This window comes from Sphingomonas sp. BLHR8 (assembly GCF_056821725.1).
Genome location: NZ_JBPDIM010000001.1, coordinates 704,315 through 720,540 on the forward strand (window position 1 = coordinate 704,315; position 16,226 = coordinate 720,540).

The window sequence follows — 16,226 nt, forward strand, 5'->3', positions numbered from 1 at the left end:
CGCGCGGCGGGTCAGTTGACGCGGGCGCGGAAGATCAGCGCGCGGGTGGTGCCGCCGGGAATGTCGGACAGCGTCCCCGTCACCTGCGACCCGGTGATCGTGCCGCCCGTGGCGCCGCCGCTGCACACGCCTGTGGCAGCATCGACGGTGCCGTTGAGGCGCAACGTCCCCGCTTCGATCGTGAGCTGCGAGGGCACGTTGTCGCTGATGGTGACGTTGGTGGCGGTCGCGCCGCCGCTCGCGTTGCTGACTGCGATGCAGTATTCGACCAGCGCGTTCGGGATGAACAACGGGTTGTTGGTGCCCCGGATGCTGTCGGAAATGACCCGACTGCGCTTGACCACGCTCAGCAGGGCGGCGGCGACGGTGTAATCATCGAGCGACGACAGCTCGCCCTTGAAGCCCGACGGCGTGGTGGCGACGCGCACCGCGCTCGCGAAGACCGTGTCCATCGCGGCGTTGGTCTCGCTGCCCGCCGGGGTTTCGAGAATGACTGTCCCCTGCGTCCCGGCGGTCCCCGCCTGACCAGCGGTCGACGTCAGCCGAACGCCCGCGACCTGCCCGTTGGTCACGCTCGCCGGAATGTCGCCGCGTACGAACAGCGTGACGGAAGCGCCGGCCGCGAGCTCATCGACATAGGTGACGAGCGCATCGCCTGCATCCCACTGACCGACCGTGCCGCTCGACGGATTGTCGCGATAGATGAGCGGCGCGGCGGTCAGGTCGAATCCATCGGTTGTCGATCCGTGTGCGACGGTCGAGCCGGTCGTCTGCTGACCGACGCCCAGCGCGAAGTCGAGCGGCGCGTTGGCGAGGTTGGTGAGCGTGAACGTCGTCACGGCGCCCTTCTGGTCGGGGGCGACCGTGGTCGTGCTGTTGCCCGCTTCGACCAGCGTGAAATCGACCTTCCGGTCCACGACGAACGTGTCGGAGGCGTTGGTCGCGCCCTGCGGCACGCCGCCGACCGAATAGGTGACGCCGACCGTGTTGGTGATCGACGTGCCTGCCGTCGTACCGTTCGGGGTCGTCTGCGCGAGCGCAGGGAGAGGCAGCGCGATGAACAGGCAGGCGCCGACGCGAGCCAGAGAGGAACAAATGTTGGTCATTGCGATGGTCCTTCGCAAACATGGCTCGCTCCACTGGTCTGGAGCGAACGCTTCGATCTGATTCTGAAGACGGGCGCCTCGGGTCAGCGCACGACGCCGACGAAGCTTACGGTGCCGCCCGCGCCGACCGCGATCGACTGGGTGAAGGCCCAGCGGATGTGGGTCACGTCACGCGGCTCGGCGGCGCGGTCGCTGCCGTCGGGGGCCTTCACCTTGAGCGTCGCGAGCGGGCCCCAGCTTTGCCCGCCGTCCACAGAGAAGGCCGCCCCGCCGCTCGCGCCTTCGCTGTAGGCGACCGCCTGCGGCATCGGGTTGGTGAGCACGAAGTCGTTCGCCGGACGCTGGCCGGCGTTGCGATAGTGCAGCCGGAACAACAGTCGTTCGCCCGGCACCACCGACGTCGGCGCGCTCGTCTGCGTGATGCGGCGCCCATCGGGGGTGGTGACGGTGCGCTCCACTAGCACTTCGTTGCGGATTTCTACCGGCGACGTCTGCGCCGCTGCGGGTGCGGCGCTGAGAAGCGCCGAGCACAGCGCGCCGAGAGCGAGAAGATCAGTTCGCATTGACGGTCACCTTGAAACTGATGGAGCGGGTATCGCCCGCTGGGACGGTGCCGAGCGTGACCAGCACCGCATTGGCGGCAAAGCTGCCGGCGTCGCTGTCCGCAGCGTCGGTCAGGGCCGTGGTGCCGAGCCGCAGCGAGCCCGGTACGTAGGTCGTGCCGGCTGGGATGGCGTCGCGCACTTCCAGCCCGGACACGCTGCCCGAGCCCGACGTGGTCGCGACGATGGTGTAGGTTATGCTCGCCCCGGGAATCGCCTCCGCGGTACCGAAGCTGTTGAGCACGACGGCGCTTTTCGTCAGCGCGACACTTGCCGCCGACACTTCGCTGATGCCGACCGCGTCGTCATCGCCCCCGTTGCTGCCGAGAACGGCCGTGCCGCCCCCTTCGCCGGCGTTGGCGAAGGTGGTGCCTGGGGCGCCGGTTCCGGTCCTGGAGGTGGCAATCAGCGAAACATTGCCGCGCTGTCCGTCGAGCGCTGAAGTCGGCGTCGTGGTGATGGCAAGCACGCCGATCGACGCGCCCGGCTCGAGCGTCGGATCGTTCGTGCCGAGAAGATAGATCGTGTCGGTCGCCGGGTCGTAAGTCCCGTTGTCGTTGAGATCGAGCACCAGTCGAACGACGACTGGGTCGAACTGGTCGCCGGCGATGTTCGCGTTGGTCGATAGGCTGAAGCTCTCCGCCCCGTTGCCGCTGTTGGTGAGGCGGAACCGGAGCACGCTCGCCAGCGCGCCCGGAGTTGTCGTCACCGGCGTGCCGTCCGTCCAGGAGACGGTCGGGTCGATCACCTCGTCCACTTTGAACGTGACGGTGTTCGATTGCACCGTGACCTCGCCCCCACCCTGGTCGAAGGTCGCGGTCGCGGTATTTTCGATGGGTGTGCCGGCGCGGGTCGGGGCGGCGTGCGCGACACCCGGTGCGCTGAGGAGCAGGGCTGCGCCCGCCACAGCGGTGCGCGCCCGGCCGTAAGGCAGGCTGGTCAACATGGGTCGGCTGGTCCTCCGATCGATTTCATCGGTATCGGACCGAAACCTCGAAATTCGGTTAACGGTGAGGAAGGTGGAAACGCATTGTGCGCGACCGCATGGCTGCGGCATATCGTGCGTGCATGACCGATCTCACCGCCCCCGCATCATCTGCCGAATTGACGCCCGGGCGTCCCGCGGACGTCTCCGTCGCTAGCGGGGGGGAGGGGCCGGGTTCGCCCACGGCCGGGCCTATCGACCCGCGCGTCACGTGGCTCCGCCGCCTGTTCTGGCTGATGCTCGCGGGCGTGCTGCTGGGGGCGCCGCTGGCGCTAAAGGCGGGATCGGAGGTATTCCTACCGGTAACTGCCGCTGTGGTGATCGCCATCGCGCTCGTGCCCACGCTGGAATGGCTCGAACGGCGAGGGGTGCGATCCGGGCTCGCGGCGGGGCTGTGCGTGCTGCTGTTTCTGGTCGTGCTGGTCGTGGCGCTATCGACGGTGGTGGTGCCGGCCGCGGACTGGGTGGCGGCGCTGCCCGAACGATTGCCGCGCGTCCAGGCGACGCTCGGGCCGATCCTGGACCTCTACAGCAACCTCGAGAAATATGTGAACGACGCGCTGGCTCGCACGGTCAGTGCCACCAACGTCCAGGCGCAGGCAGTGGCGATCCAAAGCGATGGTTCGGCGTTCGGCACCATCCTCTCCTCCGCACCGGCGGCGCTGGTGCAGACATTCTTTGCGCTGCTGCTGATCTTTTTCTTTCTCGCTGGTTGGACGGGGCTGCGTCGCACCACGATCAGCTCGCGCGCGAGCTTCGATTCGGCGCTCAATACCGCGCGCATCATCCAGAATGTCGTCGATGCGACTTCGGCCTATTTAACGACGATCGTGTTCATCAACGTCGCGCTGGGGCTCACCAACGCGCTGATCTTGTGGGCGATCGGCATGCCGTCACCGCTGATGTGGGGCGGCATTGTCACGATCTGCAACTTCGTGCCCTATGTCGGTCCGATCATCGCTGCCGGGCTGCTCGCGTTGGGTGGTTTGATGAGTTTCGATTCGGTGTGGCTGGCGCTGACGCCGGCGATCGTCGCCATCGTCCTCCATTTCATCGAAGCGAACCTCGTCACGCCCTATATTCTCGGGCGTCGACTGACGATCAATCCGGTGCTGATCCTGCTGTCGCTGAGCTTCTGGGGGTGGGTGTGGGGCGCACCGGGCGCGCTGCTCGCGGTGCCGATCCTGATCGTGTTGCAGACCATCCGCGCATCGCTCCGCCCGCCGGCGCTTCCCGCGCCGACCCCGCTCCCGCCGAGCTGATCGCGCGTGCTTACAGGGTAACTTTCCGACCCTTCGAGTGACTCGGGCTGTTGACAGGGTGAGCGTGCCGCCATATCGGCCCCGCCCACACCAAGCGGGTGTAGCTCAGTTGGTTAGAGCGCCGGCCTGTCACGCCGGAGGTCGCGGGTTCGAGCCCCGTCACTCGCGCCATTTCCCCGTCTCCATCCACATCAGGAGCGGCCGCAGCGGCAGGATCCAGACGATCCCCGCGACTGTATAATAGGCGATCGATGCAACTGGCGGCAGCGGGCCGATCCATTCCGCGAAGCTGACCACCGCAAGCGTCCACAGCGCGATGAACCCGACGATGCCCAGCACGCCAGCGGTTCGGCGCCACGAAGGCTGAAGCTCGTTCGCGCGGCGACTCATTCGATCCATTCCTTTTCGGTCACGATGGCGTGAAGGCGCCCGTCCCATGGATCGCACGTCACCCGGGGCAGCAGCTGCGCCGACCAGGCGATGCCGATGCGGCGGGCGTGCGGCAAGGCCACAAACGCGCGATCATAATGGCCGCCGCCCTGGCCAAGGCGGTTCATCTGTCGATCAAATCCTACGAGTGGCGCGAGAATGACCGCCGGGGTGACCACCGGCGCGTCCGACGGCGGCTGCATGAAGCCGAGCGCGCTCACGTCGGGCCGCTGATCGCCGGTCAGGCGGAAGGTCATGATATCGCCATCGATCCGGGGATGGGCGATGACGACGCCGGAACTTCGCAGCATCGCCTCGACGTCGCTCATGTCGGGCTCGCCGGCGACCGCGGCATAGGACGCGACGATCGTGCAAGGCGAGAGAGCAAGATGCTGCCGCAACAGCGCCGTCGGAAAGCGGCTGTGCCCCCTCTCTGCAACAAAGGCGCGACGGCGGGCGCGGGCGAGGCGCCGCTGCTCGGACTTGAGCGAATCGTTCATGAAGCTGGGTGACGGGACCGCGATGGCCGGTGGCTGGAATATCCTCTGACGCCTGTAACGTCAGGTGGGGACCATGTGCGTCGGGCCAGGGCCCGGGCAGGGACAGCCCCCGTGGATGTTTCTATCGCCTCAGGGATAATCGCATAAGCTCGCACCTCGCAGTGCCCGTCAGCACCGAACATAGGAGCGCTCATGCCTCCGCTCAACCGCCGGTCGCAGCCGATAGTCGATCGGTGACCGCAGCAACCCGCGCGGTCAGCTGCCGCACCCGCGCCGCAGCGTCCTCGAGGACAGGGTCCTCGACGGCGGGCGCCACGTTGGAACCGACGCGATCCGCCAGCAACAGCCCGGCCAGCACCAGCAGTCGAGCCTCGCCCGCCTCGCCGATCATGGCCTTCGCATTGGCGAAGGCTGAGTCGAGCACGGTCGCGAGCCGCTCCAGTTCCGGCTCGTCGCCATCCGCGCAGCCGAGAATATAGTGGCGGCCACCGACGATGAGCCTGACGTTCGCCATCAGCCGCGCGCTCCCAGCAATTCGTCGAGTTCAGCGACCACCGCCGCCACCTCGCGCCGTAGCCGCTCGCCCTTTGACCGATCGGCGCTGAGCGCGCTGCGCTGCGCCACCTCAAGCGCCGACACGGCGCGGTCGAGCATGGTCAGCGCCTCTTCGAGAGTTTCTCGCGACATGTCGGCCACTCTAGCGGCGCCTGCGCGGCACGCCAACTGGCTCGCGCGCCTTGACCCCTCGGGCGGACATTCGCAAAGCACCCTCGCAGGCGAATCGAGCCGCGACTTGCCCGCGAGCGGGCTCTTGGAGGATCAATGGCGGTCGAACCGCGGCAAATGGCGAACGCGATCCGCGCGCTCGCGATGGATGCGGTTCAGGCCGCCAACAGCGGTCATCCCGGCATGCCGATGGGCATGGCGGACGTAGCGACCGTGCTGTTCAGCGAATTCCTCAAATTTGATCCGGCCGATCCCGCCTGGCCCGATCGCGACCGCTTCGTGCTGAGCGCGGGGCATGGCTCGATGCTGATTTACGCGCTGCTCCACCTCACCGGCTACGATCGGCCGACGATGGAGGACATCCGCGCGTTCCGTCAGTTGGGCTCGCCCTGCGCGGGTCATCCCGAGAATTTCGAGCTGGCCGGGATCGAATGCACCACGGGCCCGCTGGGGCAGGGGGTTGCGATGGCGGTCGGCATGGCCATCGCCGAACGGCACCTCAACGCGCACTTCGGTGACGATCTGGTCGACCACCGCACCTGGGTGATCGCCGGCGACGGCTGCCTGATGGAGGGCATCAACCACGAGGCGGTGGGGCTTGCCGGTCGGCTGTCGCTGGGGCGGCTCAACGTGATCTGGGACGACAATCGCATCACCATCGACGGTGCGACCGACCTGTCGACCTGCGAGGATATCGAGGCGCGCCACGCCGCCGCCGGTTGGCACACGGTGCGCTGCGACGGGCACGACATCGATGCGATCCGGGCAGCATTGGCCGAGGCGGCGGCCGATCCGCGCCCGAGCCTCATCGCCTGCCGCACGATCATCGGCTGGGGCGCGCCGACCAAGGCGGGCACGTCCGGCACGCACGGCTCGCCGCTGGGCGATGAAGAGATCGCCGGCACGCGCAAGGCGCTCGCCTGGACATCGCATCCGTTCGAACTCGCCGACGAGATGGTCGAGGCGTGGCGGGCCGCGGGCGCGCGCGGCGCAACCCCGCACGCGCAATGGCGCGAGCGCGCGGCGGCGAGCGGTCGCCTGGCCGAACTCGAGCAGCGGCTCGCGCCCATGCCCGCGGATCGAATCGCCGAGGTGGCCGACGCGCTGGTATGCGAGCTTGCCGCCGAGCCTCAGCCGACGGCGACGCGCGCAGCGGGCGAGCGCGCCTTGAAGGCCTTCACCGCGGCCTTCCCGGCGCTGATCGGCGGTTCCGCCGACCTCACGCCGAGCAACAACACCAAGACGCCGAGCACCGACGAACTGCGTCCCGAAAGCTACGGCGGGCGGTATGTCCGCTACGGCATTCGCGAATTCGGCATGGCGGCGGCGATGAACGGGATGGCGCTGCATGGCGGCATCGTGCCCTACGGCGGCACCTTCCTCGTGTTCAGCGACTATGCGCGCCCGGCGATCCGGCTGGCGGCGCTGCAGCGCGCGCAGACGATCTTTGTTATGACTCACGACAGCATCGGCGTGGGCGAAGACGGGCCGACCCACCAGCCGATCGAACATCTGCAATCGCTCCGCATGATCCCTAACCTGGCGGTTTTCCGCCCCTGCGACGCGATCGAGACGGCCGAATGCTGGGCGCTGGCGTTGCGACGGACCGACGGCCCGTCGCTGCTGGCGCTGTCGCGTCAGGTGCTGGCGCCGCTGCGCACCGAAGGGGGGATGCGCAGCGCGAAGGGCGGCTACGTGCTTCGCCCGGCCACCGGCTCGGCGCATGACGTCACCATTATCGCGACGGGCAGCGAGGCCGAGATCGCGGTGGCGACCGCCGAGCTGCTCGCGCAGCGTGGCGTCGGCGCTCGCGTCGTGTCGATGCCGGCGACACATCTGTTCGACGCGCTATCGCTCACAGAGCAGAGCGAGATTCTCGGCGGCCCTGCCGTGCTGCGCGTCTCGATCGAGGCCGGTGCGACGATGGGCTGGCAGCGCTATACCGGCTGCGACGGGCTCAACATCGGCCTCGATCGCTTTGGCGCTTCCGCGCCCGCGCCCGACCTCTATCGCCATTTCGGCCTGACCGCGGAGGCGATCGCGCCTCGGGTGGAGGCCGCTCTCAACGCACGAAAGGATTAACATTCATGACCGCACGGGTAGCGATCAACGGGTTCGGACGCATCGGTCGCCTGGTCGCGCGCGCGATCCTTGAAAAGCCTGACTGCGGGCTGGAGCTGGTGACCATCAACGACCTGGCCGACGCCAAGTCGAATGCGTGGCTGTTCGCTCGCGACAGCATCCATGGTCGCTTCCCCGGTGAAGTGACCGCCGACGGCAGCGACATCCGCATCGACGGTCGCACCATCAAGGTCACCGCCGAACGTGACCCGGCAAAGCTGCCTCACCGCGACAACAAGGTGGATATCGTGCTTGAGTGCACGGGCTTTTTCACCGATCGCGAAAGCGCACAGAAGCATCTCGATGCGGGCGCGAAGCGCGTGCTTATCTCCGCTCCGGCGAAGGGTGTCGATCTGACCGTCGTTTATGGCGTCAATCATGACAAACTTAGCCCACAGCACACCATCGTTTCCAACGCGTCCTGCACCACCAACTGCCTTGCACCGGTTGCGAAGGTTCTGCACGAAGCCATTGGAATCGAACGTGGTTTGATGACCACCATTCACGCGTATACGAACGATCAGAAGATCCTCGACCAGATTCATCCGGACATGCGGCGTGCGCGTGCGGCGGGGATGAGCATGATCCCGACCACGACCGGCGCGGCCCGGGCGGTGGGTGAGGTGCTGCCCGAACTGAAGGGCAAGCTCGACGGCTCCGCGGTGCGCGTGCCGACGCCGAATGTGAGCCTGGTCGACCTGACCTTCACGCCATCGCGCGACACGAGCAAGGAAGAGGTCAACCAGCTGCTCAAGTCGGCCGCGGACGGCGCGCTCAAGGGTGTGCTCGATTATAGCGATGAACCGCTGGTTTCGGTCGACCTCAACCACAACCCGGCATCGTCGACCGTCGACAGCCTCGAAACCGCGGTGATCGACGGGAAGCTGGTGCGCGTCGTCAGCTGGTACGACAATGAGTGGGGCTTCTCCAACCGGATGGTCGATACCGCCGGGGTGATGGCCAAGCTGCTGGGCTGAGCCGCACCATGCCCCGCTTTCGCACGCTCGACGACCTCCCCGCCGACCTGACGGGCCAGCGCGCGCTGGTGCGCGTCGACCTGAACGTGCCGATGGCCGACGGACGGGTGAGCGACGCCACCCGGCTCGCGGCGATGGCGCCGACGGTGCGCGAGCTTGCGGGGCGCGGGGCGATCGTGCTGCTGCTGTCGCATTTCGGACGACCGAAAGGCGCCAAGAACCCAACGATGTCGCTTAGCCTCGTCATCGACGCGGTGTCGGAGGCGGTCGGCCAGGCGGCGATGTACATTCCCGAATGCCGCGGACCGGCGGCAGAGGCAGGCATCGCAGTGCTCGCCCCCGGCGACGTCGGCGTGCTCGAGAACACGCGCTTCGAGCCGGGCGAGGAGGCGAACGATCCGGAGCTCGCACGCGGCATGGCGGCGCTGGGCGACTTCTTTGTCAACGACGCCTTCTCCGCTGCACATCGCGCGCACGCCTCGACCGAAGGGGTTGCGCATCTGCTGCCGGCCTACGCGGGGCGGGCGATGGAAGCGGAGCTCGTCGCGCTGGAGCGCGCGCTCGGCCAGCCCGAGCGGCCGGTCGCGGCGATCGTCGGCGGCGCCAAGGTGTCGAGCAAGATCGACGTGCTGACGCATCTTGTCGATCGGGTCGACCACCTCGTCATCGGCGGCGGCATGGCCAACACCTTTCTCGCCGCGCGCGGGGTCGATGTCGGCAAGTCTTTGTGCGAGCACGACCTCACCGGCACGGCGCAGACGATTTTCGAGGCGGCGGAGCGGTCGGGCTGCACCATCCACTTGCCATATGACGTCGTCGTCGCGCGCGAGTTTGCGCCCAATCCGCCGACGGCGACCGTCAATGTGCACGAGGTGCCCGCCGATACGATGATCCTCGATGTCGGCCCGGCGGCGGTGGAGTCGGTGGCCGACGTGCTCAAAACGTGCCGCACGCTGGTGTGGAACGGGCCGATGGGCGCGTTCGAGACGCCGCCGTTCGATGCCGCGACGGTAGCGCTCGCACGGACCGCAGCGGCGCTCACCCGCGACGGTTCGCTGACTTCCGTGGCAGGCGGCGGCGATACGGTCGCTGCGCTCAATCACGCCGGGGTGGCCGACGACTTCACCTTCGTGTCGACCGCCGGCGGCGCTTTTCTAGAATGGATGGAAGGGCGCGAGCTGCCCGGCGTCGCGGCGCTCGAACGCGCCGCACAACGCTGACAAAGTTTCTCAGGAGCCAACGATGAACGCGCTTACCGACCACGCCAGCATGACCGCCAAGATCCGCGACGGCGAAGGCTTTATCGCCGCGCTCGACCAGTCGGGCGGTTCGACGCCGAAGGCGCTCAAGGGCTATGGCGTGGACGAGAGCGCTTACAGCAATGATGAAGAGATGTTCGGCCTCATCCACCAGATGCGCAGCCGCATCATCACCTCGCCCTGCTTCAACGGCGACCGGGTGATCGGCGCGATCCTGTTCGAACGCACGATGGACGGCGAGGTGGATGGCCAGCCGACTCCTGACGCGCTGAAGGCCCGCGGAGTGGTACCCTTTATCAAGATCGACAAGGGCCTCGAGGATGAGGCCAACGGCGTTCAGATGATGAAGCCGATGCCCGAGCTTGATGCGCTGCTGACGCGCGCCAAGGCGCTGGGCGTGTTTGGCACCAAGGAACGCTCGGTCATCAACCTCGCGAACCGCGAGGGCATCGCCGCGGTGGTCAAGCAGCAGTTCGAGGTCGCGCGGCAGGTGCTCGGCCACGGCATGGTGCCGATGATCGAGCCCGAGGTGAACATCAAGAGCGCCGAGCGCGGCGCAGCCGACGCGATCCTGCTGGACGAGCTGAAGAAGGCGCTCGACGGATTGGCCGAGGGCGAAGAGGTGATGCTCAAGCTCTCGATCCCCGAGCAGGCGGGGCTGTACCAGCCGCTGGTGGATCATCCGCGGGTGCTGCGCGTGGTGGCGCTGTCGGGTGGTTATTCGCGCCCCGACGCGTGCCGCGAGCTCGCCAGGAACCCGGGCATGATCGCCAGCTTCAGCCGCGCGCTGCTCGAGGATCTGCGTCACGGCATGAGCGCCGACGAGTTCGACCGCTCGCTCGACGGCGCCATCGCCGACATTCACAAGGCCTCGACGGTCAAGGCCTGAGCAAGCGAACGATCCCGTGACTGGCGAACCGCCTCTCGAATTCGACGACGACGCGCTGACGCTGGACCCCGAGTTCGCCTCGCGATTCGTCGACGCGCGCGGGGGGCGGGGGGCGTGCCAGCTTTATCTGATCTCCCCGCCCGAGCTCGACGACAGTTTCGCGGCGCGGCTGGAAGAGGCGCTGACGGCCGGCCCGGTGGCGGCGTTTCAGTTCCGGGTGAAGGGCATCGACCAGCATCGCGCGGCGGCGCTGGCGGCGCCGTTGCTCGACATCTGTCGCGCGCATGAGGTCGCGTTCATCGTTAACGACGACATGGGGCTGGCGAAGCGGCTCGGGGCTGATGGCGTGCACCTCGGGCAGGACGACGGCGACCCGCGTGACGCTCGCCGCTTGCTCGGGCCCGACGCGCAGATCGGCGTCACCTGCCACGCCAGTCGCCACCTGGCGATGGAGGCGGCGGAGGCGGGGGCGGATTATGTTGCCTTCGGCGCCTTCTTTCCGACGAGTACCAAACGGGTTGAACATCACGCCGAACCGTCGATCCTAGGCTGGTGGACGACGATCGCCGAGCTGCCCTGCGTGGCGATCGGTGGCGTCACCGCCGACAATGCACGCTCGCTGGCGGAGGCGGGGGCGGACTTTGTCGCGGTGAGCGGCGGCGTCTGGGCTCACCCGGATGGGCCGGCGGCGGGGGTGCAGGCGATCAACGCGGCGATTGCGCTCTAGCCACCTGCGCGGCGCTCCGCTAAGCGGCGCGCACTTCAGCGGCCAAACGTCCGCACAGCTCTTTTCATTCTCAGCTTCTCGACAAGGGACCGTCCCCATGAAGATCAGCGGCGTCGACATTCGCCCCGGCAACATCCTCGAATATGAGGGCGGCATCTGGAAGGTCGCGAAGATCCAGCACACGCAGCCGGGCAAGGGCGGCGCGTTCATGCAGGTCGAGATGAAAAACCTGATCGACGGGCGAAAGACGAACGTGCGCTTCCGCAGCGCCGACACCGTCGAGCGCGTCCGGCTCGACACCAAGGATTTCCAGTATCTCTATGCCGAGGGCGACGATCTCGTCTTCATGGACAAGGACAGCTACGAGCAGATTACCATCGCCAAGGACGTGGTCGGCGAGGCGGCGGAGTTCCTGCAGGACGGCATGGATGTGGTGCTGGAGCTGTGGGAGGAGCGCCCGATCTCGGTCGAGCTTCCGGAGCAGGTCGAGGCGACCATCGTCGAGGCCGACGCGGTGGTGAAAGGCCAGACGGCGTCGTCGAGCTACAAGCCCGCGATGCTCGACAATGGCGTGCGTGTGATGGTGCCCCCGCACATCACCAGCGGCACGCGCATCGTCGTCAATGTCTACGACCGCGAATACGTCCGCCGCGCGGACTGATCATTGAAACCTCTCCCCTTGTGGGGAGGGGGGAGTAGCGACATGGCACAATCGGGCGTCATCACTGTGATGGAGCGCGCCGCACGCAAGGCGGGGGGCAAGCTCCGCCGCGACTTCGGCGAGGTCGAGCATCTGCAGGTCAGCCGCAAGGGGCCGGCGGACTTCGTCAGCCGCGCCGACAAACAGGCCGAAGCGACGCTGGTTGAGGAACTGCGGCGCGCACGCCCCGACTGGGGCTTTCTGCTCGAAGAGGGCGGCGAGATCGAAGGGGCGGAGGGGAAGCCACGCTGGGTGGTCGATCCGCTCGACGGGACCAGCAATTTCCTCCACGGCATCCCGCACTTCGCCATTTCGATCGGGGTGCAGGACGCGAAGCCCGACGGGACCTGGGGCGATATCGTCGCGGGCCTCGTCTACCAGCCGATCACCGACGAGAGCTACTGGGCGGAGCGGGGCCGGGGCGCTTGGCGGCACGACCAGCGACTGCGCGTATCGGCGCGGCGCGAGCTGTCGGACGCGCTGATCGCGACCGGCATCCCCTATCTCGGTCATGGCGACATGGCGCAGTGGACGCGCATCTTTGGCGCCGTGGCGCCGTCGGTGGCGGGCATTCGCCGGTTCGGGGCGGCGAGCCTTGACCTCGCGTGGGTCGCGGCGGGTCGGTTCGACGGCTTCTGGGAGTCGGGGCTCGAGCCGTGGGACGTTGCCGCGGGGATGCTGCTGGTGCGCGAGGCGGGCGGCTTCGTCAGCGACTATCGCGGCGGCGAGCGGCCGATCGAGCGGCAGGAAATGATCGCCGGTAATGACGCGCTCCACAGCCGCCTTCACAAGCTGGTCGCGGGCGCGCTCCGCAACGCCTGAAACATCACGCGAACGCCCTTGTGAGCCACGCCGCTCTGACCTAGAGGGCAGCGAACCCGCGCGTTCCAGCAACAGAGTCTCCCCTTTGGTCGATCTCTCCCAATATGCGCCGATCTTTCTGTTCCTGTTCGTTGCGACAGGGTTGTCGGCGCTGTTCGTGTTTTTGCCGATGGGGGTGTCGCGGCTGACGGGCACGCACCGGCCGGACCCGGACAAGCTCAGCGAATATGAGTGCGGTTTCCCCGCGTTCGAGGACAGCCGCGGTCAGTTCGACGTCCGCTTCTACCTCGTCGCGATCCTGTTCATCATCTTCGATCTCGAAGCCGCATTCCTGTTCCCCTGGGCGGTGAGCCTGGGGGACATTGGCTGGGCCGGCTGGGCGACAATGATGGTGTTCGTGCTCGAACTCGTGATCGGGCTGGCCTATGCGTGGAAGAAGGGAGCGTTGGACTGGGAATGAGCGGTTCGATCATCCTCGACCCCGCGGGCGCACCCCCCGCCGGCAGTGAGCCCGACGCGGCGTTCTTCCGCGATTTGCAGGGCGAAGTCGACAACAAGGGTTTTCTCGTCACCAGCAGCGAAGAGCTGTTCCAGTGGGCCCGCACCGGCTCGCTGTGGTGGATGACATTCGGTCTCGCCTGTTGCGCGGTGGAGATGATCCACGTCAACATGCCGCGCTATGACATGGAGCGGTTCGGCGTCGCGCCGCGCGCATCGCCGCGGCAGAGCGACGTGATGATCGTCGCCGGCACGCTCTGCAACAAGATGGCTCCGGCGCTCCGGCGTGTGTACGACCAGATGTCGGAGCCCAAATACGTCATCTCGATGGGCAGCTGCGCCAATGGCGGCGGCTATTACCACTATAGTTACAGCGTGGTGCGTGGCTGCGACCGGATCGTTCCGGTCGATATCTACGTCCCCGGCTGCCCGCCGACGGCAGAGGCGCTGCTGTATGGCGTGATGCAGTTGCAGCGAAAGATCCGCCGCGCCGGGACGCTCGCCCGATGAGTGCTTCGCCCGCCCCCCGCGTGCGCGCTCGGCCGGAGCTTGCCGAGCATCTGCCGGCCGCGCTCGGATCGGCGCTGCTGGCGCAGACCGAACTCGTCGAGGAAACGACCATCGCCGTCGCGCGCGATGCAATCGCCGACGTGCTGACGCGACTGCGCGACGAGTTCGACTATCAACAGCTGATGGAGATCGCAGGGGTCGATTACCCGGGCCGCCCAGAGCGGTTCGAGGTCGTCTATCACCTGCTCAGCGTCACGCGGAACCATCGCCTGCGGGTGCGAGTCACCACCGACGAGATGACGCCGGTGCCGACGGTGACGGGGGTGTACCCGAGCGCTGGCTGGCTCGAGCGTGAAGTGTTCGACATGTACGGCGTATTGTTTTCGGGGCACCCCGACCTGCGCCGCATCCTCACCGACTATGGCTTCGCGGGCCATCCGTTCCGCAAGGACTTCCCGCTCACCGGCTATGTCGAGATGCGCTACTCCGAGGCGGAAAAGCGCGTCGTCTATGACAAGGTCGAACTGGTGCAGGATTTTCGCCAGTTCGATTTCCTCAGCCCGTGGGAAGGCGCGCAATATGCGCTTCCCGGTGATGAGAAGGCGGAAGGCCAGGCGCCTGGCGCGCCCACGCCGGCGACGGCGGCGGAGGCGAAGGGCGCCACCGCCCCCGCGCCGGCCCCGCCGCCGCCCAAGCCCAAGGTTACCGATACGCCGGCCGAGACCGGGGCCGACAAGGGCGCGACGGTCACCACCCATGCGCAGGCCGCCGCCACGCCGCCGATCACGCCGGTCGAGCCGGCCGCGGATGCGCCGGCCAAGCCCGCGGGAGACGCCTGATGGCGCATGTCTATGACATTTTGACGCCCGACGATGCGAAGACGCCGGGCGATCAGGAGCTCACCAACTACACCATCAACTTCGGCCCGCAGCATCCGGCGGCGCACGGCGTGCTGCGCATGGTGATGGAGCTTGATGGCGAAGTGATCGAGCGGATCGACCCGCACGTCGGATTGCTCCACCGCGGCACCGAAAAGCTGATCGAATACAAGACCTATCTGCAGGCTCTGCCGTACTTCGACCGGCTCGATTACTGCTCACCGATGTGCATGGAGCACAGCTATGTGCTCGCCGTCGAAAAGCTGCTCGACCTCGAGGTGCCGATCCGCGCGCAATATCTGCGGGTGCTGTTCGCCGAGCTGACGCGCATTTCCAATCACATGCTCAACATCGGCAGCCACGTCATGGACGTCGGCGCCATGACGCCGAACCTGTGGGTGTTCGAGCTGCGCGAAGACTGCATGAACTTCTTCGAGCGCGCGTCGGGCGCGCGGATGCACTCGGCCTATTTCCGGCCAGGTGGTGTGCATCAGGACGTGCCCTTGAAGCTGCTCGCCGACATCGGCGAATGGTGCGAGACGCGGCTGCCGAAGCTGTTTGGCGATGCGATGAGCCTCGTTACGGACAACCGCATCTTCAAGCAGCGCAACGTCGACATCGCGACGGTGAGCAAGGCCGATGCACTCGCGTGGGGCTTTTCCGGTCCCATGATCCGCGGCGCCGGCATCGCCTGGGACCTGCGCAAATCGCAGCCCTATGACGTCTATGATCGGATGGACTTCGAGATCCCGGTGGGAACGCGCGGCGATTGCTACGACCGCTTCATGGTCCGCGTCGAGGAAGTCTATCAGTCGGCGCGCATCATCAAACAATGTTTGAACGAGATGCCCGACGGCCCGATCGCTTCGGACGACCGCAAGGTGGTGCCGCCCAAACGCGGCGACATGAAGATGTCGATGGAAGCGCTGATCCATCACTTCAAGCTCTACACCGAAGGCTTCCACGTCCCCGCCGGCGAAGTCTATGTCGCGACCGAAAGCCCCAAGGGCGAGTTCGGCGTCTATCTGGTGAGCGACGGGACCAACAAACCCTATCGCTGCAAGATCCGCCCGACCGCGTTTAGCCACCTGCAGGCGATGGACTTCATGGCCAAGGGCCACATGCTCGCCGATGCGACCGCGATCCTGGGCGCGATGGATATCGTGTTCGGGGAGTGCGACCGGTGACGCTGCGGGAGACTCTTGGGGTGGCAGCGGCCACGCTACTGCTCGTCT

The 16,226-nt window shown here is 67.0% G+C and carries 19 protein-coding genes and 1 tRNA gene; 13 read left to right on the plus strand and 7 right to left on the minus strand.

Features of this window, described 5'->3' with window-relative positions; translation table 11 throughout:
- Positions 1 to 11 precede the first annotated feature (11 nt).
- From ACRYJK_RS03470 to ACRYJK_RS03480, 3 genes are all read right to left on the minus strand, one after another.
- Positions 12 to 1,106 carry a hypothetical protein gene (locus ACRYJK_RS03470; RefSeq protein ID WP_482666187.1) on the minus strand — a complete coding sequence of 365 codons (1,095 nt, stop codon included), beginning with the start codon at positions 1,104 to 1,106 and terminating at the stop codon, positions 12 to 14.
- Positions 1,107 to 1,189: 83 nt separating this feature from the next.
- Positions 1,190 to 1,669 (minus strand): hypothetical protein, encoded by a 480-nt coding sequence (locus ACRYJK_RS03475; RefSeq protein ID WP_482666188.1) that lies wholly within the window; start codon positions 1,667 to 1,669, stop codon positions 1,190 to 1,192.
- Positions 1,659 to 2,654, minus strand: a complete 996-nt coding sequence (locus ACRYJK_RS03480; RefSeq protein ID WP_482666189.1) for a hypothetical protein — start codon at positions 2,652 to 2,654, stop codon at positions 1,659 to 1,661. Before ACRYJK_RS03480 ends, ACRYJK_RS03475 begins: the two co-directional genes overlap by 11 nt.
- 122 nt (positions 2,655 to 2,776) lie before the next feature.
- Between ACRYJK_RS03480 and ACRYJK_RS03485 the strand changes: the two genes are divergently transcribed.
- Both ACRYJK_RS03485 and ACRYJK_RS03490 read left to right on the plus strand, forming a co-directional pair.
- The gene (locus ACRYJK_RS03485; RefSeq protein ID WP_482666190.1) at positions 2,777 to 3,955 is read left to right on the plus strand and encodes an AI-2E family transporter; all 1,179 of its coding nucleotides are present in this window, start codon (positions 2,777 to 2,779) and stop codon (positions 3,953 to 3,955) included.
- 94 nt (positions 3,956 to 4,049) lie between these two features.
- A tRNA-Asp gene (locus ACRYJK_RS03490) sits at positions 4,050 to 4,126 on the plus strand.
- On the opposite strand, the gene ACRYJK_RS03495 is transcribed toward ACRYJK_RS03490, so the two are convergent.
- The 4 genes from ACRYJK_RS03495 to ACRYJK_RS03510 all read right to left on the minus strand — a co-directional run bounded on the left by ACRYJK_RS03495 (position 4,115) and on the right by ACRYJK_RS03510 (position 5,571).
- Positions 4,115 to 4,345 (minus strand): DUF2842 domain-containing protein, encoded by a 231-nt coding sequence (locus ACRYJK_RS03495; RefSeq protein ID WP_482666191.1) that lies wholly within the window; start codon positions 4,343 to 4,345, stop codon positions 4,115 to 4,117. The genes ACRYJK_RS03490 and ACRYJK_RS03495 overlap by 12 nt on opposite strands.
- Positions 4,342 to 4,884 (minus strand): 5-formyltetrahydrofolate cyclo-ligase, encoded by a 543-nt coding sequence (locus tag ACRYJK_RS03500; protein ID WP_482666192.1) that lies wholly within the window; start codon positions 4,882 to 4,884, stop codon positions 4,342 to 4,344. The genes ACRYJK_RS03495 and ACRYJK_RS03500 overlap by 4 nt, the downstream gene beginning before the upstream one ends.
- Before the next feature lie 202 nt (positions 4,885 to 5,086).
- Positions 5,087 to 5,398: a cell division protein ZapA gene (zapA, locus tag ACRYJK_RS03505; RefSeq protein WP_482666193.1), complete on the minus strand. Its 312-nt coding sequence runs from the start codon at positions 5,396 to 5,398 to the stop codon at positions 5,087 to 5,089.
- Entirely contained in the window at positions 5,398 to 5,571 is a 174-nt protein-coding gene (locus tag ACRYJK_RS03510) for a hypothetical protein (RefSeq protein WP_482666194.1), read from the minus strand. The genes zapA and ACRYJK_RS03510 overlap by 1 nt, the downstream gene beginning before the upstream one ends.
- A gap of 135 nt (positions 5,572 to 5,706) precedes the next feature.
- Between ACRYJK_RS03510 and tkt the strand changes: the two genes are divergently transcribed.
- The 11 genes from tkt to ACRYJK_RS03565 all read left to right on the plus strand — a co-directional run bounded on the left by tkt (position 5,707) and on the right by ACRYJK_RS03565 (position 16,178).
- Positions 5,707 to 7,692: a transketolase gene (gene tkt / locus ACRYJK_RS03515; RefSeq protein ID WP_482666195.1), complete on the plus strand. Its 1,986-nt coding sequence runs from the start codon at positions 5,707 to 5,709 to the stop codon at positions 7,690 to 7,692.
- A gap of 5 nt (positions 7,693 to 7,697) precedes the next feature.
- Positions 7,698 to 8,708 carry a type I glyceraldehyde-3-phosphate dehydrogenase gene (gene gap / locus ACRYJK_RS03520; RefSeq protein WP_482666196.1) on the plus strand — a complete coding sequence of 337 codons (1,011 nt, stop codon included), beginning with the start codon at positions 7,698 to 7,700 and terminating at the stop codon, positions 8,706 to 8,708.
- Positions 8,709 to 8,716: 8 nt separating this feature from the next.
- A complete protein-coding gene (locus ACRYJK_RS03525; protein WP_482666197.1) occupies positions 8,717 to 9,928 on the plus strand; it encodes a phosphoglycerate kinase in 1,212 nt (403 codons plus the stop codon).
- Between the two features lie 22 nt (positions 9,929 to 9,950).
- Positions 9,951 to 10,856, plus strand: coding sequence for a fructose bisphosphate aldolase (locus tag ACRYJK_RS03530; protein WP_482666198.1), 906 nt, complete (start codon positions 9,951 to 9,953; stop codon positions 10,854 to 10,856).
- Between the two features lie 16 nt (positions 10,857 to 10,872).
- Positions 10,873 to 11,583: a thiamine phosphate synthase gene (thiE, locus tag ACRYJK_RS03535; RefSeq protein ID WP_482666199.1), complete on the plus strand. Its 711-nt coding sequence runs from the start codon at positions 10,873 to 10,875 to the stop codon at positions 11,581 to 11,583.
- A gap of 97 nt (positions 11,584 to 11,680) precedes the next feature.
- Positions 11,681 to 12,244, plus strand: coding sequence for an elongation factor P (gene efp / locus ACRYJK_RS03540; RefSeq protein ID WP_482666200.1), 564 nt, complete (start codon positions 11,681 to 11,683; stop codon positions 12,242 to 12,244).
- Between the two features lie 42 nt (positions 12,245 to 12,286).
- Entirely contained in the window at positions 12,287 to 13,105 is an 819-nt protein-coding gene (locus tag ACRYJK_RS03545) for an inositol monophosphatase family protein (RefSeq protein WP_482666201.1), read from the plus strand.
- Between the two features lie 85 nt (positions 13,106 to 13,190).
- Positions 13,191 to 13,565, plus strand: coding sequence for an NADH-quinone oxidoreductase subunit A (locus ACRYJK_RS03550; RefSeq protein WP_482666202.1), 375 nt, complete (start codon positions 13,191 to 13,193; stop codon positions 13,563 to 13,565).
- Positions 13,562 to 14,113, plus strand: a complete 552-nt coding sequence (locus tag ACRYJK_RS03555; protein ID WP_482666203.1) for a NuoB/complex I 20 kDa subunit family protein — start codon at positions 13,562 to 13,564, stop codon at positions 14,111 to 14,113. Before ACRYJK_RS03550 ends, ACRYJK_RS03555 begins: the two co-directional genes overlap by 4 nt.
- Entirely contained in the window at positions 14,110 to 14,952 is an 843-nt protein-coding gene (locus tag ACRYJK_RS03560) for an NADH-quinone oxidoreductase subunit C (protein ID WP_482666204.1), read from the plus strand. The genes ACRYJK_RS03555 and ACRYJK_RS03560 overlap by 4 nt, the downstream gene beginning before the upstream one ends.
- Positions 14,952 to 16,178: an NADH-quinone oxidoreductase subunit D gene (locus ACRYJK_RS03565; protein WP_482666205.1), complete on the plus strand. Its 1,227-nt coding sequence runs from the start codon at positions 14,952 to 14,954 to the stop codon at positions 16,176 to 16,178. Before ACRYJK_RS03560 ends, ACRYJK_RS03565 begins: the two co-directional genes overlap by 1 nt.
- The last annotated feature ends 48 nt before the right edge of the window (positions 16,179 to 16,226 follow it).

Excerpts from the sequence above, each read along its gene's own strand:
- ACRYJK_RS03470 (WP_482666187.1), bottom strand. The coding sequence starts at position 1,106 with ATGACCAACATTTGTTCCTCTCTGGCTCGCGTCGGCGCCTGCCTGTTC.
- ACRYJK_RS03475 (WP_482666188.1), bottom strand. The coding sequence starts at position 1,669 with ATGCGAACTGATCTTCTCGCTCTCGGCGCGCTGTGCTCGGCGCTTCTC.
- ACRYJK_RS03480 (WP_482666189.1), bottom strand. The coding sequence starts at position 2,654 with ATGTTGACCAGCCTGCCTTACGGCCGGGCGCGCACCGCTGTGGCGGGC.
- ACRYJK_RS03485 (WP_482666190.1), top strand. The coding sequence starts at position 2,777 with ATGACCGATCTCACCGCCCCCGCATCATCTGCCGAATTGACGCCCGGG.
- ACRYJK_RS03495 (WP_482666191.1), bottom strand. The coding sequence starts at position 4,345 with ATGAGTCGCCGCGCGAACGAGCTTCAGCCTTCGTGGCGCCGAACCGCT.
- ACRYJK_RS03500 (WP_482666192.1), bottom strand. The coding sequence starts at position 4,884 with ATGAACGATTCGCTCAAGTCCGAGCAGCGGCGCCTCGCCCGCGCCCGC.
- zapA (WP_482666193.1), bottom strand. The coding sequence starts at position 5,398 with ATGGCGAACGTCAGGCTCATCGTCGGTGGCCGCCACTATATTCTCGGC.
- ACRYJK_RS03510 (WP_482666194.1), bottom strand. The coding sequence starts at position 5,571 with ATGTCGCGAGAAACTCTCGAAGAGGCGCTGACCATGCTCGACCGCGCC.
- tkt (WP_482666195.1), top strand. The coding sequence starts at position 5,707 with ATGGCGGTCGAACCGCGGCAAATGGCGAACGCGATCCGCGCGCTCGCG.
- gap (WP_482666196.1), top strand. The coding sequence starts at position 7,698 with ATGACCGCACGGGTAGCGATCAACGGGTTCGGACGCATCGGTCGCCTG.
- ACRYJK_RS03525 (WP_482666197.1), top strand. The coding sequence starts at position 8,717 with ATGCCCCGCTTTCGCACGCTCGACGACCTCCCCGCCGACCTGACGGGC.
- ACRYJK_RS03530 (WP_482666198.1), top strand. The coding sequence starts at position 9,951 with ATGAACGCGCTTACCGACCACGCCAGCATGACCGCCAAGATCCGCGAC.
- efp (WP_482666200.1), top strand. The coding sequence starts at position 11,681 with ATGAAGATCAGCGGCGTCGACATTCGCCCCGGCAACATCCTCGAATAT.
- ACRYJK_RS03545 (WP_482666201.1), top strand. The coding sequence starts at position 12,287 with ATGGCACAATCGGGCGTCATCACTGTGATGGAGCGCGCCGCACGCAAG.
- ACRYJK_RS03555 (WP_482666203.1), top strand. The coding sequence starts at position 13,562 with ATGAGCGGTTCGATCATCCTCGACCCCGCGGGCGCACCCCCCGCCGGC.
- ACRYJK_RS03560 (WP_482666204.1), top strand. The coding sequence starts at position 14,110 with ATGAGTGCTTCGCCCGCCCCCCGCGTGCGCGCTCGGCCGGAGCTTGCC.
- ACRYJK_RS03565 (WP_482666205.1), top strand. The coding sequence starts at position 14,952 with ATGGCGCATGTCTATGACATTTTGACGCCCGACGATGCGAAGACGCCG.